The sequence below is a fragment of the Chitinimonas taiwanensis DSM 18899 genome (assembly GCF_900119825.1).
Classification (GTDB): Bacteria; Pseudomonadota; Gammaproteobacteria; order Burkholderiales; family Chitinimonadaceae; genus Chitinimonas; species Chitinimonas taiwanensis.
In genome coordinates, this window is sequence record NZ_FPKR01000006.1 from 56,764 (window position 1) to 77,485 (window position 20,722).

Consider the following 20,722-nt stretch of genomic DNA (forward strand, 5'->3'; position numbering starts at 1 on the left):
ATGGCGTGCTCGTTTTCCCACCCAGATTCGAACCCCCGCCATGTCGCTCAACCGTCGCCAATTCCTCGCCGCCAGCCTGAGCCTGGCCACCCTGCCGCTGGCCAGCCCGGCCTGGTCGGCTGCTAAGCGTCTTGGCGCAGGCGCGCGCGCGCCGGTCATCCTGTCCGCTGGCTGGGATGGGGACGAAGCCTGGTGCGCCGGCACGCTGGCCCAGCCCGGCGCCGCCCTGCCCGCGCGCGGCCATGTGCTGATTCCGGATCCACAGCGCTATGGCGAGGCCATCGTGGTGACACGGCGGCCCGGCTACTTCCTGGCGCGCATCGACTGGCGGCGCGGCAAGCTGCTGCAACGCTATGAACTGGAGGACGAGCGCAATCTGGTTGGCCATGCAGTATTCAGCCATGACGGCAAGCAGCTGATCACCGCCGAGACCGATGAGCGCACAGGCGCGGGCCGCCTGGCCATCCGCGATGCGCGCAGCTTCAAGCGCCTGGAAGAATACCCCAGCCACGGCGTGGGGCCGCATGAAATCCTCTGGCTGGACCGCAACACGCTGGCGGTGGCCAATGGCGGCATCCTGACCCTGCCGGAAACCGGTCGCTACAAGCGCAATATTGAGCGCATGGACCCGTCGCTGGTGCTGATCGACGGGCGCGATGGCGGTCTGCTGCAGGAATACCGTTTGCCGGACAGCAAGCTGTCCATCCGCCATCTGGCTGTCACCCGCGATGGCACGCTGGGCGCGGCGCTGCAGAACGAGGGCAGCAATAACTCGCCCATGCTAGCCATTCTGCGCGAGGGCGAGTTCCGCTATGCCGACAGCTCGCCCGAGCTATGCCAGGGCATGCGCGGCTATGCGGCCAGCCTGGCGGCCCAGGACAACCGCTTCCTGATGCCCTGCCCGACCGGCAATCTGCTGACCGAGTGGGATAGCGAAGGTCGGCCCACCGCCCAGCGGGCCCTGCCGCGCGTCTTCGGCGCCGCGGCGCTGAATGGCGAATGGCTGGCCAGCGGCGAAGGCGGCGAGCTGTGGCGACTGGCGCCCGGCCTCGCACTCCAGCATACCGAGCAGTATCCCCACCACTGGGACAATCACCTGAGCGTGGTCAGCTAGCCAGCAGCTGACGCCGGTAACGCTCCGGCGAGAAACCGGCCTGCTTGCGGAACATGGCAATAAACGCCGACGGCGTACCATAGCCGAGCCGCGCGGCAATCTCCTGAACCGGCCAGCCTTCCTTCAGCCAGGCCAGCGCCTGCACAAAGCGCGCGCGATTGCGCCATTGCACAAAGCTCATGCCCAGCTCGGCCTGGAAACGGCGCGCCAGCGTGCGCTCGGTGCTGTGCACGCGCGTGGCCCACTGCGCGAGCGTGCTGGCCTCGTCAGGCGCCAGGCGCAACGCATGCAGAATCGGCGCCAGCAGGCGGTCCTGGCTTTCCGGCAGGAAGTTGGCCTGGTGGCCGGCGCGCGCCAGATGTTCGATCAGTAGCTCGGCCTGGCGTACATCCCATTCATCCTGCATGCCACTCAGGCGGCGCTGGCAGAAGTCATCCAGCAGCGCGCGTACCAGCGGCGTCTGCGCAATCAGGCAGGCTTGCGCGGGCAGTCGGGCCGCCGCGGTCGCACTCAGATAGATCGAGGTGTAGTCCATGGCCTGGCGCACATGGGCGGCATGAGGCAGATCGGCCGGAATCCACACCAGATAGTCGGCCGGCGCGGTCAGGCGCAGGCCGGCGATATCGAGTTCGATCAGGCCCAGGCTGATGCGATTGAGCTGCCCCCAGGGGTGACGGTGGGTGTCGAAATCGGTGCGCGCCTCGAAATGGTCATAGCGCAGGCTGAGCGGCGCCGGTTCGGGCATGGACAAGTCACTGGCGGGATAGGGGAGCGGCATCTTGACGGCTTCGCGGCATAGTTTTGTCTGCTTTGCATTATAAGCAGCGAACCCGCCATGCTTACACTGGCAGCCGTTTGATGAGGAATGCGCATGTCCGCCCTGTTTCCCCTGCTGGCTGTGCTGATCTGGGCCGCCAACACCGTCGTTTCCAAGGCCGCCGCCCAGGTGCTCGACCCGGCCGCTATCTCCTTCTACCGCTGGTTCGTGGCGCTGCTGGTGCTCAGCCCCTTCTGCCTGCGCGCGTTCTGGCGCGAGCGCCATGCGATTGCCCCGCACTGGCGGCGCTTTGCCGTGCTGGCGCTCTTGGGCATGGTGCTTTACCAATGCCTAGCCTATTACGCCGCCCACCGCACCAGTGCCACCAATATGGGGGTGATCTGCGCGCTGATCCCGCTGCTCGGCCTGCTGCTGAACAGCCTGGTGTTTCGTCAGGCGGTCAGCCGCAGCGCGATGCTGGGCGTGCTGTGCTCGCTGGCCGGCGTGCTGTATCTGCTCGGTGCCGGCCATCCGCTCAGCCTGCTCGACGGCGGCATCAACCCAGGCGACGCACTGATGCTGGTTGGCTCGAGCGCCTATGCGCTGTACGGCATCCTGCTGCGCCGCTGGGCGCCGCCATTTGGCGCCTGGCTCAATCTGTATGTGCAGGTCGTGCTGGCTGTGCTACTGCTCAGCCCGCTGGCCGCCAGCGCCGACAGCCTGGCCATCCCGCCCGCTGGCTGGCCGCTGGTGCTGTTTGCCGGCATCGCTTCCTCGGTACTGGCTGCCTATTTCTGGATGCGCGGCATCGCGCGCCTGGGTGCCGAACGCACTGCCATCTTCATGAACCTGCTGCCGCTGTTCACCGCCCTGATCGCCAGCGCCACGCTGGGCGAAACCATCCATGCCTACCACTGGCTGGGCGGCGGCGCGATCCTGCTTGGGGTCAGCCTGAGCCAGGGCAGCCTGGTCCGCTTGTGGCGCAAGCGACAGCCCGACTAGCGCGGTGCCAGCGGGGATGCAGCGGGCTGCTCGTCGGCCCGACGCCAGGCCGGCCAGCGCCATAGCGTGAGCGCACGCAAACCCCATTCGACCGGGCCATAGCGATGGCTGGCCAGCCAGTAGCGGCTAAGCCAGAGCTGCGCGCCAAACAGTAGCAGGGCCAAGCCCAGCACCGCCGTGCTGCCCAGCTGGCCATACAGGCGCAGTCCATAGGCACTGAACAAGAGGCTGCCGCAAAGTGACTGCAGCAGGTAGTGCGACAGGGCCATGCGCCCGGCCGGCGCCAGCCAGGCCTGCATGCGCACGCCACACGCACCTTGCAGCGCGAGCAAGAACAGCGCGGCGTAGGCAGCACTGAGCCAGGGCGCACTCAGGATGCCTATCCCCTCCTGGGCCAGCTGCCGCCAAAGCGGCAAGCCCGGTCCAGCCTGCGCATACAAGAGTGCGCCAGGCAGGCCGAGCACCAAGCCCAGGCACGCCAGTCGCACCAGCAGCTCACGCTGCGCTGTGGGCTCGGACAGCCAGCGCGCGCGTCCAAGCAGGAGTCCGGTGATGAACATGGCTAGCGCGCTGGGCATCTGCACCAGCGGCAGCACCCAGCTCATTTCCTGATGCCAGACGCGCCAGTGCTCGGCCAGGGTAGTGGCCCAACTGCCGCGATAGGCCAGCTCACTGGCCCAGGCACGGCGGAAGATGTCTACACCCGCCTCGCTAGGCGCATCGGGTGCCAGCAGGGCCAGCAAGCCGGCGGGCAGCAACCAGAGCAGTGCATGGCCCAGCCACAGTCCGATCGCCCAGCGCCGCAGCGCGCGATCGGACAGGCGGCGCAGATACAGCAGCACCAAGCCCAACAAGGCGTAGCAGAGCAGGATATCGCCAGGAAATAGCAATAGCGCGTGGGCAAGACCAAGCAAGGCCAAACCGGCCAGGCGGCGCAGCATGCGCGCCGAGAACGCCGCGCCGGCACGCTCGGCCGAATCCATCTGCAGTGTGAAGCTATAGCCGAACAGGCAGGAGAACAGCAGATAGAACTTGGTCTCCACCAGCACGGTCAATAGTTGCTGGACCATTTGATCCCACAGACCTGCATGACGCGGGTCGAGCAGGCCTGTGCCAAAGTAGCCACTGGCCATCGCAGCAAAATTGATCAGCAGAATGCCAAGCAGGGCCGCGCCACGTAGCGCATCGATCTGCGCAATTCGCACATGTTCTGGCGTGCTCATGCGGCTCTCCACAGGCTGTTCAACTGCTGCTCAAGCAGATCGCGGTAACGGTCGAGGTCGAAATCCCCATCCAGCAGCAGGCGGCTGAATACCCCATCCAGCTGCACCAGCAAGGCATCCACCAGCAGTTCCGGCTCGGCACCGGCAGCAATCTGCCCCTTGGCCTGAGCGCCTTGCAGCAGCCGGCGCCAGCCGGCACGCCGTGCCGCCTCGTTCTCGGCCACCAGGGCAAACAGGCGCGCATTGCGCACCGCCTCGGCCATCAGCTCCATGCTGATACGCCGGTAGAGCGGATCGGCCAGACTGGCCAGCGCCTCATCCAGCATGCGGCGCAGGGCCGCGCGCAGATCGTCCTCCCGGGCCAGCTCAGCGCTGCGCGCAGCCATCGCCGCACTGTCCTCGAGCACAATGGCCTCGATGATCGCGTCCTTGCTGGGAAAGTAATGGAATAGATTGCCCGGGCTCATGCCGGCCGCCGCGCAGATCTGCGCGGTACTGGTCTGATGAAAACCACGCTCGGCAAAACACTGAGTGGCGGCGTTCAGAATCTGCCCGCGCCGCGCCGCATGCTTGTCCGGATCGAGTTTGCGCATTGCACCTTCCAATTAATAGACTAACTAGTCGATCTATTAAAATCCAGACTAGGCAGGAAGGCAAGCGAGCGCGGCAAACAGCCACTCAGCAGCCTCTTCTTGGTGCGGTGGGCGGCATAGATTGCCGATTTTCGTCCACCTTGCAGCGGCTTGATCCAAGCAGGCCAACGCCGCCGTATCGGCCTTGGCCCGTCACTACTGGGGAATAGAATGAAATCCTTGTCAATCATGCACTTGGCATAGAGCTTGCATTCAAGCCAGCCATAGGCGGCCCCGCTGGCCGCCTTCCGTTCAACCTATTGCTTGCAAGGACCAAGACCGTGCCGACCGCCGACAAGGAAGCCATGTGGAATCTCGTGCTGACCCAGCGCCGCCAGATACTGCAGGCCTTGGAGGATGCCAAGCGCGCGCCCTTGCTGCGGGTTGAAATCAGCCAGCCTGCGCCGGTGGCGACGAGCAGCCCCATCCCAGCCGGCCTCTTGCGCACGCTCGAGCACTACGCGCTGCAAGCCGCCTGATCGCGGCCATCCTGCCCAGCAGGCGGGCGGCGCGCTACAGTAGCGCCCATGTTGCCGCTCAAGACCTTCCTGCTGTTCTTCCTCACCGCCCTGGCCGAGTTGATTGGCTGCTTTCTGCCCCTGCTCTGGCTGCAATCGCGCGGCCCAGTCTGGCTCTTGCTACCCGCCGCGCTTAGCCTGGCCGTCTTCGTCTGGTTGCTTAGCCTGCATCCGGTCGCCAGTGGCCGCGTGTACGCCGCCTATGGGGGTGTGTATGTAGCTGCAGCGCTGGGCTGGTTATGGCTGGTGGACGGCATACGCCCCAGCCCCTGGGACCTGGCCGGCGCGGCCCTGGTGCTGGTCGGGTCTGGCGTGATCATGCTGGCCGGGCGGAGCTGATATGCATTACACCCATCCGGTGCTGTATCGCGATGCATCCCTGATCGCCATCCACAAGCCCAGCGGCCTCCTGGTGCACCGCTCGGAAATCGACCGGCGCGAAACCCGTTTTGCCCTGCAGGAAGTGCGCGACCAGATCGGCCAGCGCGTCCACGCGATCCACCGCCTGGATAAAGGCACCTCGGGCATTCTGCTGTTCGGCCTCGATGCCGACAGCGCGCGCGCAGTCTCGCGCCAGTTCGAGGCCGGCACGGTGGACAAGCGCTATCTGGCCGTGGTGCGCGGTTGGCCGCAGGATGCGGGCGAGATTGATCACCCGCTCAGCCGCCAATACGACGATTACGAACGCCAGCCAGACGTGATCGCCCCGGCCCAGGATGCACTGACCCGCTACCGCTGCCTGGCGCGGGTGGCGCTGCCGCATCAGGTCGATGCGCGCTACCCGGAAAGCCGCTATGCGCTGCTGGCGCTTGATCCGGTTACTGGGCGCAAGCACCAGCTGCGCCGCCATCTCAAGCATATCGCTCACCCCATCATCGGCGATGCCACCTATGGCAAGGGCCAGCACAACCGCCTGTTCACCCAGCTATTCGGCAGCCAGCGCCTGCTGCTGGCCTGCACCCAGCTCACGCTCCGGCATCCGCACAGCGGCGCGCCGCTGCATATCACGGCCCCGCTGGCCGAGGACTTTGTCGCCGTGGTGAACGCGCTGGGTTGGTCGGCCAGCCTGGCCACATTGCCTGAAAATTAGGCAGGCAGGCTTTTCCGCCTCGCCTCAAACACTTGCCCGACTTATCCACAGCTCGCGCACAGGCTTATCCCGCCGTACTGGGGATGCCGGTCGTGGCTGGGCGGTGTAGATATACGGTCTCGGCATAGGGCTGAAAGCCATGCCGCGTATACAGCTGACGCGCGGCATGGTTGTGCATGGACACCGTGAGCTCCACGCGCGCCAAACCTTGCGCACGCATCTCCCCGAGCGCCCAGCGCAGCAGCTCGCCAGCCAAGCCGCGCCCCTGCGCGCTCGGCAGCAGCGCCACGCTGTTCAGATACGCATGACTTTCGCTGTCGTTCTCCCATTGAATCAGGCCCAGCGGCACGCCCGCCTGCTCGATAAAGCCCAGAGATAGTGTCGGGTTTGCCAGCCGCGCGGCGATATCGGCCGCGTCGAGCAGGCTGACCGGCGGCTGGTGGCTGGCATAGGCGGCATTGCTGATCTCGCGCCAGGCCAGCGCATCGGCCGCATCGTCACGACGTAGGGCGCGCACCGGGGAGCAGGTCGGCACCCTATCGGCGTCACTCAGGCTGCGGCGCATTTCCAGTTCACGACTTTGCTCGCCAAAGCCGCAGCGCTGTGCAAAGGCCAGACCCGCCTGCCAATCCACCGGACAGGTGCACTCGAAACCATACCGACCGCCATCCAGCGCACTCAGCTGCTGCCAGATCGCGCTGGCAATGCCACGCCGGCGCCAATCCGGATGCACCAGGATGCGTCCATAGCGCATCGCCCCGCCCGGCTGATCCTCAAGCGCGCAATAGGCCATGCCGACCAGCTGCGTGCCGTCCCAGGCCAGGCGGAAGTCGCGCCCCATGGCACGGCTGGGTTCGGCCACGAACTGCTGCCAGCGCGTCGGCGTCAGGCCGAACTGGCTGGGGTCACGCGCGTGGCAAAGGTTGAAGAAATCGACAACGACTTGGGCATGCAGCGCATGCTGGTAGGGCTGGATAGCGAACATGGCGTGCAGGCTAGCAGATTGGCCGCGCAAACCCGGCGTAGCCCAACGATAAACAGGGCCGCGCTGCGCTATTCGCCACGCTTGCGCCGGCAGGCCTCGACCGCCTTGTTCCAATCGGCCATGAAGTGCGCGGGGCGGCGCTGCAGAAAGGTCTTCGCGAAATACACGCCCAGGGGCTTGTCCTGGTCGAGCACCGAGCGCAGCTGGCCAAGCAGGCCTTTCTGCTCGATCAGCTGGTTCATCACCAGGTGATTGGCCAGGATGGCATCGACCCGCTTGGCCAGCAGCATCTCGAGCAGGTTTTCGTTCTGGGTCGGTACGGCCGCCACCCGGAAGCCGCGGCTGCGCAAGGAGTCGAGCATATTGCCGCCGCGAAACGAGCCGACACTGGCCGAGCGGTGGAACTCGGCCGACAGCGGGTCGAGCGTACTGCCAGCCAGCAGATACCAGCGCCACTGCTGTGGTGCGATGCTGGCGCTGAGTGTGGCGTACTGGTCGCGCTCGGCCGATTGCGAGGCGGCGAAGAAGCCATCGTCCACGCCCTCCCGTACCAGCGACTGCGCGCGCGGCCATGGGTAGAACTGGATGCGCACGGTCTCGCCCAAGCGCGCGGCCGCGCATTGCACGACGCGCACAGCCATGCCCTCGGCCTGGCCGTTTTCGGTCGGCCTGCTATAGGGCGGCAGGTCATGGGTATTCAGCCGAATCGGCTCGGCCAAGGCCAGGCCGCTCAGCATCAGCAGCACACACAGGTAATGACCGCGCATCGGCAGTACTCCTGGGAAGCAGGGGCTTCAGCTTAGGCAGGCTGGGCACCCGCTGCCAGGCCGGCCGACTGGCGTTGCGCGCGCACATAGGCGGCAAACTCCTCGGCCGGCAGGGCGGGCGACCAGTAGAAGCCCTGGCCGCGGTCGCAGCCGAGTTCGCGCAGGCGAGCCAGGGTGGCGGCATCCTCAATCCCCTCGGCCACCGTGGTCAGCTTCAGGCTGTGCGCCATCTGGATGATGGCGCGCACGATGGCCTCGTCATGCGGCTGCTCGGTCAGCCGGCGGATGAAGCTCTGGTCTATCTTCAGCCGCTCGACCTCGAAACGCTTCAGATAGCCGAGATTGGAATAGCCGGTGCCGAAATCGTCGATGGAAAAGCTCAGCCCCAGCGCGCGCAAGCGGGTCAGCAGCTCACTGAGCTGGCTGGAATCATCGATCAGCAGCGACTCGGTCATTTCCAGGTCGAGGTGACCGGCCGGCAGGCCCGATTCGTCCAGCGCATTCAACACCACGCGCTCGATATCGCCGCGCCGGAACTGCACGGGCGAGAGATTGACCGATAGCAGCAGCTCGCCCAGGCCCTGGGCCTGCCAGGCCATGCCCTGCCGGCAGGCCTCCTGCAGCACCCAGGCACCGATATCAATGATCAGCCCGCTCTTTTCCGCCACCGGAATGAACTTGCCGGGCGGGATCAGCCCGAGTTCCGGGTGGCGCCAGCGCAGCAAGGCCTCGGCACCAACCACGGCACCACTGGCCAGATCAAACTGCGGCTGATAGTGCAGGGTGAATTCCTGGCTCGCCAGCGCCTGGCGCATGCCCGAAATCAGGTGCAGATGCTCGACCACGCTGGAATTCATCTCGGTATCGAAGAAGCGGAAGGCATTGCGCCCCGATTCCTTGGCCCGGTACATGGCCATATCGGCCTTCTTCAACAGGGTGTCGAAATCGGTACCATCCTCGGGAAACAGTGCGATGCCGATCGAGCTGGTTACCGTCACATCGAGGCCGCCGAGCTTGTAGGGGTCGGTCAGCAGCTGGGTCAGCTTGACCGCCACATCGGCGATCGCATCGCCATCCGGCATGCCGCCCAGGATGACCAGGAATTCATCGCCACCCTGGCGGCAGACGGTATCGCTGCTGCGCACCCACTGGCTGAGCCGGCGCGAAGACTGGCGCAGCAGCTCATCGCCCGCAGCGTGGCCGAGCGAGTCATTGATGGTCTTGAAATTGTCCAGATCGAGAAATAACAGTGCGGCCTCGGTCTGCGCGCGCTCGGCCAGCGCAATCGTCTGCGCGAATCGTTCGCGCGCCAGCACACGATTGGGCAGACCGGTCAGCGCATCGTGGTGAGCCAGGTATTCGATCCGCCCTTGCGACAGGCGCACCTGCTGGTTTTCCGACTCCAGGCGGCTCAGAGCGCGGCGCAGATCGCCGGCCATCAGCCACACCGCAAAGCCGATCACGGACAGGATGGCGGCGATATCGATCAGGCTGCTCAGTCGCACCGGCTTGATCTGATTCACATGCCAGCCCTGCACATTGGCCAGGGTCAGGCCGGCCAGGGCCAGCAACATGATTAGCAGCAGTGAGACAAACAGGCGACGCGCGCCCAGCATGGCGGCGAAGACCAGGATGCCGGGCAGGGCCAACACGGCCGGGTCGCGCAGGCCCTGATTGAGCCAGACAAAGGTCAGCATCATCACGGTCAGCACCGCCAGCATCAGGCTGGTGGCAGCCTGCGGCCGGTTGCGCCGCAGCAGCGCCAGCGATAGCAGCAGACCCAGCGCACCAAGCAGGAAGATGCCCACCGTGCGCCAGTTCTGCGCAATCGCATGGTGGGCCACGCTAAGCGCAATGCCGGCCAGCGCCAGGCGCAGGATCTGGCCTACGCGCCGGGCCTGGAAACGAGAGCTTGCATCAAGAGCCGGGGCAGCGCTGACAGATTCGATGGACATGGATCGGCTCGGGGAAACGAATAAGGTGCTGCTGATTGATGCTAGAGCATTCAATCTATTTCAGCACCCTAGGCCCTATCAAGCGCGAAATGCGCGCACGCGCTGCCAGAGCTGCGCCACATCCTCGCCCTGCCCATAGCGCACGCCCAGATAGGCCTGCACGATCGCATCGATCTGGTTGGCCTGCTCGGGCAGCGCCTGCCTGGCACGCCGCGCGAAATCGCTGGGCGCCTCGGCCGGGCCGATCTCTACGCCACGCGCCGCCAGCTTGCGGCAGAAACGCTCCCAGGCCTGGCGAGCCGGATCGCGCCGTGGTGGGCGCGCCATCCACAGCAGGCTGGCGGCCACAATGGCCAGCAGGCCGAACAAGCCGCCGAGGAAGTAGGCAATGAAGCGGCCGGACAACAGGTCATCGATGCCCAGACGGCGCAGCAGCTGGCGCTGGCGCTCGGGCGTGTAGCCGATCACCCACTGGTTCCAGCCATTCACCGCGCTATCGAGCAGCAGTTGCACGCGCTTGATCAGGTTGTTGTCCAGACGCATCAGATAAGGCAGTTCCTCGGCGCCCACGGCCGAGGCCAGGCCTTCGCGTATGCGTTCGGGCGCCACCTCGAAGGTCGGATCGACGCGGCGCCAACCCACGCCGTCCAGCCACACCTCGGTCCAGGCATGCGCATCGGCCTGGCGCACGATCAGGTAATCGCCGTTCTGCTCACCACCCTGGTAGCCGCCCACCACGCGCGCCGGCACACCGGCCGCGCGCAGCATGAAGACGAAGGCACCGGCGAAGTGCTCGCAAAAGCCCTGCTTGCCGGCGAATACGAATTCATCCACCGACTGCTGGCCATAGAGCGGCGGCTCCAGCGTGTACTGCAGGCCCTGGCTGCCGAAGAAGCGCAGCGCCTGGTTGACCCGCTCCGCAGGCGGCAGGCTGCGCCAGCCGGCCGCCACCTGGCGCGCACGCGGATTGCCCTGCTCGGGCAGTTGCAAAGCGCGCTCGAGCTGGAGCGGACTCTCGATCTGCCCTACCTGGTAGTCACGCCAGGCCTGCAGCTCAAGGCGCAGGCGCTTGTCGACGATGCGCCGGCCGACCAGCTGGTATTGCTCGCTTAGTCGCGCCTGGGGCGGCACGCTGGCCGGCATGTCCAGCGCCAGCAGCCAGGGACGCTGGTGCGCTTCCAGGGTCAGCACATAGTCAAGCGGCTGGCCGCGCCCCTGGATGACGCCCTCGGCGGCCAAGCCACTCGGCCCCTGGGTCCACACCCGGCCGTCGTAATGGTCGAACACCGGCCCCCGCCAGTACAGCAGGTCCTGGCTCGGTCCTTCACCATTGAAACTGACCCGGAAGGCCACCGAATCATCCTGGCCCATCTTGGAGAAGCTGCCTGGCGCCATGCTGTCGGACAGGCCGGGCCGCGCGGCATTACGGTCCTGCGGCAGGCGCCACAGCGGGCCTTCGATACGCGGGAAGAATACGAAGAGCACGGCCATCACCGGCAGGGCCTGCAGCATCAGGGTGCCGGCCAGGCGCAGCTGGGCCAGTGCCTGGCGCGGCTGGCCGGTCCAACCACCCAGCGTGTGCCAGCCCACCAGCAGGGCGGTGATCGCCAGCACCATCAGCCCCAGGTAGATGCCCATCGCGATGCTCTGCTCGAACAGGAAATTGGTCACCACCAGGAAGTAGCCGAGATAGACCAGCAGCAGCGCATCGCGCCGGCCGCGGGTTTCCAGCAGCTTGGCGCCAATCAACATGGCCAAGAGCGCAATGCCGCCGGTGCGCCCGAACAGGGTACGGAATTCGAAGAACACCCCGACCGTCAGCGCGAAGGTCAGCGGCAGCAGCAGCCATTTGGGCGGCATGCGCCACTGCTTGTACTGCAGCAGCAGGCGCCAGCCGAATAGCAGGGCCAGCACCGCCAGCAGCCAGCTGGGCAGGCGCTCGGCATGCGGCAGCAGCAGGCCGCCCAGTACCGCCAATAGCGCGAAGACCTGCACCCTATCCAGACGTTCGGCCTGCATCAGGCGTCCTCCCGTATGCCATGCAGCGCCAGCGCAGCCAGGCAGGCATCGCGCTGCGCATCGCCATGCTCGGGCGGCAGGCGCTGGCCGGGTAGGCTCAGGCCAAAGCTGAGTCCGCCCGCATGGGCGGCCAGCACCCAGGCGCACAGTCGCGCCAGCCGTTCCTCCTGCGCCATGCGCGGCGGCAGCGCGTCCCAATCCAGCCACAGGGCCAGCGAAGCCTCGCCATGGAACTCCTTGACCATCAGCCCCTCGTCGCGCGCGGCGGCCTTCCAGGCCACATGGCGCGGCGAATCGCCGCGCTGGAACGGGCGCAGGCCGGCGAAGTCATCCTGACCACGCGCGGTGACCACGCCCTCGCCCACGCCTTCGGCGGCGCCGGGCAAGGGCGGCGCCTCGGCCTCCGGGCGCGGATAGACCAGCACACGCTGGCCCAGATAGGCATAGGACCAGGCCTGGAACACCCCGAGCGGCCAGTGGCTGGCGATGCGCAGGCGCGGCGCGCTGAGCCAGCCGCGCTGCGCGGCCGGCAGGCTGATCCAGGCTCGCGCTGCATCCTGGGCCGGGACATCGAGCTCGGCCTGGGCGGCGTCATAGCTGAGCACGATATTCTGCCGCGCCAGCGTGCTGCCGTTTTCCAGCAGCAGCTCAAAGCGCGCCGCCTCGCCGGCAAAGCAGGGCTCGACGCGCCCGGCCGCAATCTGCAGACCCAGCAGATTGCGGAAGGTATGGAAAATGGACACCACGGCCATGGCCGCGAGCAGGAAGACCAGCAGATAGGCCAGGGCCAGGTCGTAGTTGATCGCGCCACCCAGCATGGCCAGCAGCATGGCGCAGAAGGCGAGCCCGCTGCGGCTGAGGAAGATATACACGCGCTGCTGGGTCAACTTCTGCACGCGCGCAACCGGGTGGCGACTTTGCAGCCAGCGCTGCCAGCGCCGGGTCAGCGGGCTCAGCACGGTGCTCAGAAAGGCAGACATGGATTAAGGGATGGCGACGTCGCCAAGCAGGCGCGCCACCAGCTCGGGCTGCGGACGGTTGCTGGCGCGGGCCAGCAGGCGGTGGGTAGCCACCGGGCCGAACACCGCCTGCACGTCTTCCGGAATCACCATCTCGCGCCCGGCCAGCAAAGCCCAGGCCCGGGCGGCAGCCAGCAGGCCGAGCGCAGCGCGTGGCGACAGGCCATTGTGGAATTCGCTCGAATCGCGCGTGGCACGCGCCAAGGCCTGCACATAATCGACCAGGGCCGGCGCCACATGCACGCGCCGCACCGCAGCCTGGAATTCGGCCAGCTCGGCGCTGCCGATCACCGCGCGCGCATCCTTCAACATATCGCGCCGGTCTTCGCCCAGCAGCATGGCGCGCTCGGCCGCCGCATCCGGGTAGCCGAGCGTGATGCGCATCAGGAAGCGGTCGAGCTGCGATTCGGGCAGCGGGAAGGTGCCAATCTGGCTGGCCGGGTTCTGGGTGGCGATCACGAAGAAGGGCTCGGGCAAGGCGCGGGTTTCGCCGTCCAGCGTAACTTGGCGCTCCTCCATGGCCTCGAGCAGAGCCGACTGGGTCTTGGGCGTGGCGCGGTTGATCTCATCGGCCAGCACCACCTGGCTGAAGATGGGGCCAGGATGAAAACGGAACACATGGTTGTCGCGCTCATAGATCGACACCCCGATCAGATCGGCCGGCAGCATATCGCTGGTGAACTGCACACGCTGAAACGCGAGGCCCAGGGTGGCGGCCAATGCATGGGCCAGCGTGGTCTTGCCGACCCCCGGCACGTCCTCGATCAGCAGATGACCACGCCCGAGCAGGCAGGCCAGCGCCAGGCGGGTTTCGCGCGGCTTGCCGAGGATAAAGGCATCGAGCTGGGCGAGCACGGCATGCAAGGGCGCGAGCGAGAGACGGGGGGAAGCTGACATGGTGGGGATATATTCCGGCAAAAAGGGCTTGGACTGGCACGGCGTGTATTGGTTTATACCACCCCCGGCTTTAGACTGTGGGCCAGAGGCGCCATCAAAAGCATGCGCCCGGGAGACATACCTTGCTTAGCTGGCTGGCCCGCAAAATCCTCGGCGCATCGCCCACCGCCTACATCACGCACGCCGACTGCGCGCTGCACGATATGGGTCGCCATCATCCCGAATCGCCCGAGCGGCTGGCCGCCATTCAGGACCGGCTGATCGCGGCCGGCCTGTGGGACCATCTACTGCATGTGGACGCGCCGCTGGTCGAGCGCCAGCAGCTGGCCCTGGTCCACCCGCCGCGCTATGTGGAAGCGCTCGATCATCTGTCACCCAGCCAGGGCATCGTGCATGTGGATGCCGATACCGCCATGTGCCCACACACTCTGCGTGCCGCCTGGCGGGCCGCCGGCGCGGTGGTCAAGGCGGCTGATCTGGTCATCGATGGCGACGCGGCGAATGCCTTCTGCGCCGTGCGTCCGCCCGGCCACCATGCCGAGTCCAAGCGCGCGATGGGCTTTTGCTTCTTCAATAATCTGGCCGTGGGCGTTGCCCATGCGCTAAGCCGCGGCATCGAGCGCATCGCGGTGGCCGACTTCGATGTGCACCACGGCAATGGCACCGAGGAGCTGTTCCACGACAACCCAAAGGTGCTCATGGTGTCCACCTTCCAGCACCCGTTCTACCCGTATAGCGGCGATCAGCCGCGCGGACCGAATATGGTCAATGTGCCGCTCAAGCAAGGCAGCCGTGGCGAGGATTTTCGTGCCGCGGTCGAACAGCACTGGCTGCCACGCCTGGCCGAGTTCAAGCCGCAGATGATCTTTATCTCGGCCGGTTTCGATGCGCATCGCGAGGACGAGATGGCCAGCATGGGCCTGGTGGAGGACGACTATGCCTGGGTGACCGAGCGGCTGATGGATGTGGCGGCCGAACATGGTCAGGGCCGCATCGTCTCGGTACTGGAAGGCGGCTACGACCCCTCAGCCCTCGGGCGCAGTGTGGCCGCGCATATCCGCGTGCTGGCCGGCCTCTAGCCCACGCCGGCAAGCCGAAAGCACAAGCCCCCTGGCATGCCAGCACGCCAGGGGGCTTGGTTTTACTGCAACGTCTTAGCGCGTGGCGCGGCGGCGCACCAGGTAGAGGCCGAGCAGGGCGATGCCCAGCAGGCCGGCCGAAGCCGGTTCAGGCACATCGTTGACCAGCGGGTTAGCGGCATTGCCGACCGACAACAGGATATTGTTGCGCAGCAGCCCGGTATCAGCCGACCAGCCGCCATGCTGGCCGAAGAAAGCCAGGGTCAGGCCGCCGAACAGCACGCGTCCGCTACCATAGCTGAGCTCGGCCAGGATGGCACGCTCGGCGCCATCGTTGATCAGCGCGGTCAGTCCGGCGCCGGTCAGATAATCGTGTGAGAAGGACGAGCCTAGCCAGCTGCTATTGGTACCGACGAAGATCGCATTGCCGGCCTGGCCTGGCGCGATATGGGCCACGCTCGAACCGCCATTATTCAGACGGACGCCGAAGCCGAGATCGAAGCCATTCAGGCCGCCCCAGCGCGCAGCATTCAGGAACAGCGAGCCGCCATTGGCCACATAGCTTTCCAGGCCGGCACGGTTGGCATTGATGAAGTTCTGGAAACCGGCCGTATTGGCAGCGCCGCCATCCAGATACAGCGCATCGTAGCCATAGGCACCGCTGGCCAGGGCATTGGCAAAAGTCAGGCGGGTCCAGTTGCCGGCACCGAAGACCTGGTTCATGCCATTCACGCCGCCAGCCTGGCCCCAGGGCTCGCTGCTGTCGGTGATATAGCTGATGGTGGCCGCCTGGGCCGTGATGGAAACCGCGGCAATCGCGGCAAAGCAGTACGCCAGATAACGCTTCATCTATTACTCCCTGTTTATTTTGATAGTGGCCAGCGCAGTGGCCTGTGCTGCAAACCGCCGCCCAGCATCGATTGCGTGCCGGGCGGCCGAAGCGGCCAGCTAAAGCACGGACCAGGCCAGGGAGTTTTAGTGTTTGATTAATAATGGAAATGGATTTTTCTAACTTTTTAACACGATGATTTTGTAAAGTTTTCCGACAGTTAGCCCAGCTGGCAGAAGCCGGACTAGCCAGCCGGCTGAAGTGCGACACCGCTGCCAGGCAGCGCTGCCCGCAAAGATATAAACCGCCACCGCCGGGCAGGCGCCGGACAAGCCGTTACACTCCGCATCGGCCCTTCTGCGAAAGCTCCCATGCCTGCGCGTTCTCCCGCCCTCGCCTATCTGCTGCTCACGCTGACCAGCCTGTTCTGGTCGGGCAATTTCGTGGTGGCGCGCGCCACCCATGCAGCCATTCCACCGCTGGCACTCAGCTTCGGACGCTGGGCGATTGCGCTGGCCATCCTGCTGCCCTTTGCCAGCGCACGCGCCTGGCGTGACCGCGCGCTGCTGCGCGCGCAATGGGGCCGGGTGGTCTTACTCGGCGCCATCGGCATCGCCGGTTTCAATTCGCTGGCCTATGCCGGCCTGCACTTCACCAGTGCCACCAATGCGGTGCTGACCAATAGCTTCATTCCCATCCTGATCCTGCCGCTGGGCGCGCTCTTTCTGCGCGAACCGTTCAGCGCGCGTCAGGCGCTCGGCGTGCTGATCAGCTTTCTGGGGGTGATGACCATCTTCAGCCATGGCGAGCTGGGCCGCCTGCTGGCGCTCGACCTGAATCGCGGCGACCTGCTGCTTCTGTTGGCGGCCCTGGATTGGGCGGTCTACACGCTGCTGCTGCGGCGCCTCGACCCGCGTATCGACCGTTTCGGCCTGCTGCTCACCATCACCGCCATTGGCCTCGTGTGCATCGCCCCCTTCGCCGGCTGGGAATGGCTGAGCGGCGCGCGGGTCGCGCCCAGCTGGGGCAATCTGGCCACCTTCCTGTACGTGGGCATCTTTCCCTCGGTGCTCGCCTATCTGTTCTACAACTATGGGGTTGCGCGCGTGGGGCCGGCGCAGGCGGGCAGCTTCATCCACCTGATGCCGGTATTCGGCACCCTGCTCGCGATGGCCTTCCTGGGCGAGCGCTTCGAATGGTTCCATGCGCTAGGCATGGCCGGTATCTTTGCCGGCCTCTTGCTGGGCAGCCTGCGGCCACACGTCCTTGCCCAGCCGGAAACCAAATCCCCATGAGGGCGGTCTGCTGCCCATGGGTCGTTCCAACTTCAACCAGGAGAGCCGCATGAAGCCAGCCGTGCACCCCGAAGACCTGGGCCTGATGCCCAAGACCGAGTTTAGTCGCCGTGAATTCGTCACCGCCTCGCTGGCCACCGGCTTTGCGCTAGCCGTGCTGCCGGATGCCCAGGCCGAGGTGATCAGCACCCCGACCGATGGCCTGGTGGCCGGCGAGGTGCAGATTCCAGTGCTGGGCGGCGATATGCCCGCCTACCGCGCCATGCCACAGGGCACGGGGCCCTTCCCCATGGTGCTGGTGGTGCAGGAGATCTTCGGCGTGCACGAGCATATGCGCGACGTCTGCCGCCGCCTGGCCCGCGCCGGCTATGTGGCGGTGGCGCCCGAGCTGTATGCGCGCCAGGGTGATGTATCCAAGCTCAGTGATATCAATGCGATCCGCGCCGTGGTCAACCAGGTGCCCGATGCGCAGGTGATGGACGACCTGACCAAGACCGTGGCCTGGGCGGCCGAACATAGCGCGGCCGATGCCGAGCGCCTGGCGATTACCGGCTTTTGCTGGGGCGGGCGCATTACCTGGCTGTATAGCGCGCACAACCCGGATGTGAAGGCCGGTGTGGCCTGGTATGGGCGCCTAGTGGGCGAGCCTAGCGTCATGACGCCCAAGCATCCGATCGATGTGGTGGCCCAGCTGCATGCGCCGGTGCTCGGCCTGTATGGCTCGGCCGACCAGGGCATTCCGAACGATACGGTAGAAAAGATGCGTGCCGCACTGAAGGCGGCTGGCAAGCCGGGTGAGATCATCCTCTACCCGGATGCGCCGCATGCCTTCCATGCCGACTACCGACCCAGCTACCGCAAGGAACCGGCCGAGGACGGCTGGAAACGCCTCTTGGCCTGGTTCAAGCAGCACGGCGTCTAAGGCGCCCGCGCGCGGCGATTTTTCACGCCTGGCCACGCGCGGCATTGCCGCGCGGGCCAAGCCGGCCTAGAGTGCCGCCATTCCGTTCCGGCCTCGCCCCATGTCCGCGCAACCCAGCTTCTTCTGGCACGACTACGAAACCTTCGGCATCCGCCCACAGCGCGACCGCCCGGCGCAGTTTGCCGGCATCCGCACCGACCTCGAGCTGAACGAGATCGGCACGCCGGTCGAATGGTTCTGCCAACCCAGCAATGACTTCCTGCCCGATCCGGAATCCATCCTGATCACCGGCATCACCCCGCAGCAGGCGGCCACGCGCGGCCTGCCGGAAGCCGAGTTCGTGGCACGCATCCATGCCGAACTGGCCACGCCCGGCACCTGCGGCCTCGGTTACAACACCCTGCGCTTCGACGATGAGCTGAGCCGCCACCTGTTCTGGCGCAACCTCATCGACCCCTATGGGCGTGAATGGCAGCAGGGCTGCTCGCGCTGGGACCTACTTGACTGCGTGCGCGCCACCTATGCGTTTCGGCCCGAGGGCATCGTCTGGCCGCAGCGCGAGGACGAGAGCGGCCTGGTCAGCTTCAAGCTCGAACAGCTGAGCCAAGCGAATGGTCTGGCGCACGAGGCCGCCCACGATGCGCTCAGCGATGTGCGCGCCACGATTGCCCTGGCGCGCCTGATCAAGCAACAGCAGCCACGCCTGTTCGACTTCTGCTTCAAGCTGCGCAAGAAAGAGGCGGTGGCCGAGGAGATTGGCGCCTACGATGGCCGGCCCTTGCTGCATGTGTCGGGCATGTATCCCGCCAGCCAGGGCTGCCTGGCCCTGGTGGCGGCCATAGCCGCGCACCCGGTCAACAAGAACGAGGTGCCGGTGTGGGACTTGCAGCACGATCCAGCCGAGCTGTTCGACCTGGATGCCGACACCCTACGCCGCCGCCTGTTCACGCGCAGCAGCGAGCTGGCCGAGGGCGAAACCCGCATCCCCATCAAGACCGTGCATCTGAACAAATCGCCGGTGGTGGTGGGCAATCTGAAGGTGCTGAGCGCCGAGCGCGCCGAGCAGCTGCAGATCGACCTGCACCATGGCCGCGCCAATGCCAGCAAGCTGGCCGGCCTGCTGGCCCAGCACGGCGTGAGCCTCGCCAACAAGCTCAAGCAGGTGTACAGCCGCGAGCAGAACTTGGCCGCGCGCGATGTGGACGAGGCGCTGTACGACGGCTTTATCGCCGACCCTGACCGCCGCCTGCTCGAACAATGCCGCGCCGCCAGCCCCAGCCAGCTGGCCGGCATGGCGCTCAACTTCAAGGACAGCCGCCTTGAGGAGCTCGTCTACCGTTACCGCGCGCGCAACTGGCCCGAAACCCTCAACGAGGCCGAGCAGGCGCGCTGGCTGGCGCACCGCAGCGCTCGTCTGCTGGACGGCGCGCACGGCTACCTGAACCTCGATACCCTGCACGAAAAGCTGGCGGCCCTGCGCGAGCAGCGCAGCGAGGATGAACGCGCGCAGGCCCTGCTCGACGCGCTGGAAGCATTTGCCGAGCAGCAGACCGAAGACTTGCTTTAAGCCCGGCCAACACGGGCCGCTGTATAGAACCGACCGATACCAAGGAGAGCCATGCATACCATCCTGCTGACCGGCGTGAACGGCCAGGTAGGCCACGAGCTGCAGCGCAGCCTGCAAGGCCTGGGCACCATTCATGCCCCGAGCAGTGCCAGCCTGAACCTAGCCGACCCCGATGCCCTCCGTGCCGCGGTGCGCGCGCTCAAGCCTACGTTGATCGTCAACCCGGCCGCCTATACCGCGGTGGACAAGGCCGAGAGCGAACCGGACGCCGCCTATGCGATCAATGCCACTGCGCCGGGTGTGCTGGCCGAGGAAGCGCGCCGCCTCGGTATTCCGCTGATCCACTACTCGACCGACTATGTGTACTCGGGTGAGGGCGAGCAGGCCTGGCGCGAGAGCGACCCGGTGGCGCCGCCCAATGTGTATGGCGCCAGCAAGCTGGCCGGCGAGGAAGCAATTCGCGCCAGCGGCTGCGATCACCTGATCCTGCGCACCAGCTGGGTGTATGGCGCGCGCGGCAAGAACTTCCTGCTCACCATGCTCAAGTTCGGCCGCGAACGCGAGAGCATGAATATCGTCGCCGACCAGATCGGCGCGCCCACCTGGTGCCGCAGCATTGCTGCGCTCAGCAGCCATATCGTGGCCAGCCGGCCAGACTGGGCCGCCGTCAGCGGCACCTACCATCTGGTCAATAGTGGCAGCACAAGCTGGCACGGCTTTGCCGAGGCCATCTTCGCGCTGGCCCAGGCACGCGGCGACACCGTGCCCAAGACCTTGAATGGCATCGCCACCGAGGACTATCCGACCCCGGCCCGCCGGCCGAAGAACTCGCGCCTCGATCTAAGCCGGCTTGAGCAGACCTTTGGCCTGGTGCCGCCCAGCTGGCAGGATGCGCTGGCGCAGTGCTTTGCCGACACCCCCCGCTAGGGAAATGCTGACATACCAGAGAAGACGAGGGGCAGCTCACCACCCGGCGGAGCCGGGTGCTAACCGAGAGTGCCAACGCAATGATTCCTCCCTGTTTTATTCCACCCCCTCCGCCCCCGCCGCCG

General features: G+C 66.1%; 20 protein-coding genes. 10 read left to right on the forward strand and 10 right to left on the reverse strand.

All coding sequences use genetic code 11. The annotated features are described in order from the left end of the window. The first annotated feature begins 40 nt into the window (after positions 1–40). A complete protein-coding gene (locus BT173_RS08535) occupies positions 41–1,114 on the forward strand; it encodes a DUF1513 domain-containing protein (protein ID WP_072428230.1) in 1,074 nt (357 codons plus the stop codon). On the opposite strand, the gene BT173_RS08540 is transcribed toward BT173_RS08535, so the two are convergent. Then, a complete protein-coding gene (locus BT173_RS08540) occupies positions 1,107–1,892 on the reverse strand; it encodes an AraC family transcriptional regulator (protein ID WP_072428231.1) in 786 nt (261 codons plus the stop codon). The two genes, BT173_RS08535 and BT173_RS08540, sit on opposite strands and share 8 nt — an antisense overlap. 93 nt (positions 1,893–1,985) lie before the next feature. Between BT173_RS08540 and BT173_RS08545 the strand changes: the two genes are divergently transcribed. Beyond that, the gene (locus BT173_RS08545) at positions 1,986–2,873 is read left to right on the forward strand and encodes a DMT family transporter (protein WP_072428232.1); all 888 of its coding nucleotides are present in this window, start codon (positions 1,986–1,988) and stop codon (positions 2,871–2,873) included. Here BT173_RS08545 and BT173_RS08550 read toward each other — a convergent pair. Next, a complete protein-coding gene (locus BT173_RS08550) occupies positions 2,870–4,096 on the reverse strand; it encodes a DUF418 domain-containing protein (protein WP_072428233.1) in 1,227 nt (408 codons plus the stop codon). The genes BT173_RS08545 and BT173_RS08550 overlap by 4 nt on opposite strands. Next, positions 4,093–4,689: a TetR/AcrR family transcriptional regulator gene (locus tag BT173_RS08555; protein ID WP_072428234.1), complete on the reverse strand. Its 597-nt coding sequence runs from the start codon at positions 4,687–4,689 to the stop codon at positions 4,093–4,095. Before BT173_RS08555 ends, BT173_RS08550 begins: the two co-directional genes overlap by 4 nt. A 320-nt stretch (positions 4,690–5,009) precedes the next feature. On the opposite strand from BT173_RS08555, the gene BT173_RS08560 reads away from it, so the two are divergent. From BT173_RS08560 to BT173_RS08570, 3 genes are read left to right on the forward strand one after another with little or no spacing between them, the layout of a single operon-like run. After that, positions 5,010–5,207, forward strand: coding sequence for a hypothetical protein (locus BT173_RS08560; protein WP_072428235.1), 198 nt, complete (start codon positions 5,010–5,012; stop codon positions 5,205–5,207). A gap of 48 nt (positions 5,208–5,255) precedes the next feature. Continuing rightward, positions 5,256–5,585, forward strand: a complete 330-nt coding sequence (locus BT173_RS08565) for a YnfA family protein (RefSeq protein WP_072428236.1) — start codon at positions 5,256–5,258, stop codon at positions 5,583–5,585. A gap of 1 nt (position 5,586) precedes the next feature. Next, positions 5,587–6,336 (forward strand): pseudouridine synthase, encoded by a 750-nt coding sequence (locus tag BT173_RS08570; protein ID WP_072428237.1) that lies wholly within the window; start codon positions 5,587–5,589, stop codon positions 6,334–6,336. Between the two features lie 64 nt (positions 6,337–6,400). Here the strand turns inward: BT173_RS08570 and BT173_RS08575 are convergent, their stop codons facing one another. The 6 genes from BT173_RS08575 to BT173_RS08600 form a co-directional block, all read right to left on the reverse strand. Next, positions 6,401–7,321 (reverse strand): GNAT family N-acetyltransferase, encoded by a 921-nt coding sequence (locus BT173_RS08575; protein WP_072428238.1) that lies wholly within the window; start codon positions 7,319–7,321, stop codon positions 6,401–6,403. Between the two features lie 68 nt (positions 7,322–7,389). After that, entirely contained in the window at positions 7,390–8,088 is a 699-nt protein-coding gene (locus BT173_RS08580) for a substrate-binding periplasmic protein (RefSeq protein ID WP_072428239.1), read from the reverse strand. A 32-nt stretch (positions 8,089–8,120) separates the two neighbouring features. Further along, the gene (locus BT173_RS08585) at positions 8,121–10,043 is read right to left on the reverse strand and encodes a putative bifunctional diguanylate cyclase/phosphodiesterase (protein ID WP_072428240.1); all 1,923 of its coding nucleotides are present in this window, start codon (positions 10,041–10,043) and stop codon (positions 8,121–8,123) included. A 78-nt stretch (positions 10,044–10,121) separates the two neighbouring features. Beyond that, positions 10,122–12,062 carry a transglutaminase TgpA family protein gene (locus BT173_RS08590; protein ID WP_072428241.1) on the reverse strand — a complete coding sequence of 647 codons (1,941 nt, stop codon included), beginning with the start codon at positions 12,060–12,062 and terminating at the stop codon, positions 10,122–10,124. Beyond that, positions 12,062–13,042 carry a DUF58 domain-containing protein gene (locus BT173_RS08595; RefSeq protein WP_072428242.1) on the reverse strand — a complete coding sequence of 327 codons (981 nt, stop codon included), beginning with the start codon at positions 13,040–13,042 and terminating at the stop codon, positions 12,062–12,064. The genes BT173_RS08590 and BT173_RS08595 overlap by 1 nt, the downstream gene beginning before the upstream one ends. 3 nt (positions 13,043–13,045) lie before the next feature. Then, entirely contained in the window at positions 13,046–13,978 is a 933-nt protein-coding gene (locus BT173_RS08600) for an AAA family ATPase (protein ID WP_072428243.1), read from the reverse strand. A 122-nt stretch (positions 13,979–14,100) separates the two neighbouring features. Here BT173_RS08600 and BT173_RS08605 point away from each other — a divergent pair, with 122 nt between their 5' ends. Next, complete coding sequence (locus BT173_RS08605; protein WP_072428244.1) at positions 14,101–15,057, forward strand: histone deacetylase family protein; 957 nt, start codon at positions 14,101–14,103, stop codon at positions 15,055–15,057. Between the two features lie 75 nt (positions 15,058–15,132). Here the strand turns inward: BT173_RS08605 and BT173_RS08610 are convergent, their stop codons facing one another. Further along, positions 15,133–15,906, reverse strand: a complete 774-nt coding sequence (locus BT173_RS08610; RefSeq protein WP_072428245.1) for a PEP-CTERM sorting domain-containing protein — start codon at positions 15,904–15,906, stop codon at positions 15,133–15,135. Positions 15,907–16,257: 351 nt separating this feature from the next. Here BT173_RS08610 and BT173_RS08615 point away from each other — a divergent pair, with 351 nt between their 5' ends. The 4 genes from BT173_RS08615 to rfbD all read left to right on the forward strand — a co-directional run bounded on the left by BT173_RS08615 (position 16,258) and on the right by rfbD (position 20,597). Continuing rightward, positions 16,258–17,181, forward strand: coding sequence for a DMT family transporter (locus tag BT173_RS08615; protein ID WP_072428246.1), 924 nt, complete (start codon positions 16,258–16,260; stop codon positions 17,179–17,181). A gap of 49 nt (positions 17,182–17,230) precedes the next feature. Continuing rightward, complete coding sequence (locus BT173_RS08620) at positions 17,231–18,103, forward strand: dienelactone hydrolase family protein (RefSeq protein WP_217651433.1); 873 nt, start codon at positions 17,231–17,233, stop codon at positions 18,101–18,103. 100 nt (positions 18,104–18,203) lie between these two features. Then, entirely contained in the window at positions 18,204–19,670 is a 1,467-nt protein-coding gene (gene sbcB / locus BT173_RS08625; RefSeq protein WP_072428247.1) for an exodeoxyribonuclease I, read from the forward strand. 51 nt (positions 19,671–19,721) lie between these two features. Next, entirely contained in the window at positions 19,722–20,597 is an 876-nt protein-coding gene (rfbD, locus tag BT173_RS08630) for a dTDP-4-dehydrorhamnose reductase (RefSeq protein ID WP_072428248.1), read from the forward strand. The last annotated feature ends 125 nt before the right edge of the window (positions 20,598–20,722 follow it).

Bases quoted from the DNA above. Each gene is read 5' to 3' on its own strand.
- BT173_RS08535 (WP_072428230.1), top strand. From the start codon at position 41: ATGTCGCTCAACCGTCGCCAATTCCTCGCCGCCAGCCTGAGCCTGGCC.
- BT173_RS08540 (WP_072428231.1), bottom strand. From the start codon at position 1,892: ATGCCGCTCCCCTATCCCGCCAGTGACTTGTCCATGCCCGAACCGGCG.
- BT173_RS08545 (WP_072428232.1), top strand. From the start codon at position 1,986: ATGTCCGCCCTGTTTCCCCTGCTGGCTGTGCTGATCTGGGCCGCCAAC.
- BT173_RS08550 (WP_072428233.1), bottom strand. From the start codon at position 4,096: ATGAGCACGCCAGAACATGTGCGAATTGCGCAGATCGATGCGCTACGT.
- BT173_RS08555 (WP_072428234.1), bottom strand. From the start codon at position 4,689: ATGCGCAAACTCGATCCGGACAAGCATGCGGCGCGGCGCGGGCAGATT.
- BT173_RS08565 (WP_072428236.1), top strand. From the start codon at position 5,256: ATGTTGCCGCTCAAGACCTTCCTGCTGTTCTTCCTCACCGCCCTGGCC.
- BT173_RS08570 (WP_072428237.1), top strand. From the start codon at position 5,587: ATGCATTACACCCATCCGGTGCTGTATCGCGATGCATCCCTGATCGCC.
- BT173_RS08575 (WP_072428238.1), bottom strand. From the start codon at position 7,321: ATGTTCGCTATCCAGCCCTACCAGCATGCGCTGCATGCCCAAGTCGTT.
- BT173_RS08580 (WP_072428239.1), bottom strand. From the start codon at position 8,088: ATGCGCGGTCATTACCTGTGTGTGCTGCTGATGCTGAGCGGCCTGGCC.
- BT173_RS08585 (WP_072428240.1), bottom strand. From the start codon at position 10,043: ATGTCCATCGAATCTGTCAGCGCTGCCCCGGCTCTTGATGCAAGCTCT.
- BT173_RS08590 (WP_072428241.1), bottom strand. From the start codon at position 12,062: ATGCAGGCCGAACGTCTGGATAGGGTGCAGGTCTTCGCGCTATTGGCG.
- BT173_RS08595 (WP_072428242.1), bottom strand. From the start codon at position 13,042: ATGTCTGCCTTTCTGAGCACCGTGCTGAGCCCGCTGACCCGGCGCTGG.
- BT173_RS08600 (WP_072428243.1), bottom strand. From the start codon at position 13,978: ATGTCAGCTTCCCCCCGTCTCTCGCTCGCGCCCTTGCATGCCGTGCTC.
- BT173_RS08610 (WP_072428245.1), bottom strand. From the start codon at position 15,906: ATGAAGCGTTATCTGGCGTACTGCTTTGCCGCGATTGCCGCGGTTTCC.
- BT173_RS08615 (WP_072428246.1), top strand. From the start codon at position 16,258: ATGCCTGCGCGTTCTCCCGCCCTCGCCTATCTGCTGCTCACGCTGACC.
- BT173_RS08620 (WP_217651433.1), top strand. From the start codon at position 17,231: ATGAAGCCAGCCGTGCACCCCGAAGACCTGGGCCTGATGCCCAAGACC.
- sbcB (WP_072428247.1), top strand. From the start codon at position 18,204: ATGTCCGCGCAACCCAGCTTCTTCTGGCACGACTACGAAACCTTCGGC.
- rfbD (WP_072428248.1), top strand. From the start codon at position 19,722: ATGCATACCATCCTGCTGACCGGCGTGAACGGCCAGGTAGGCCACGAG.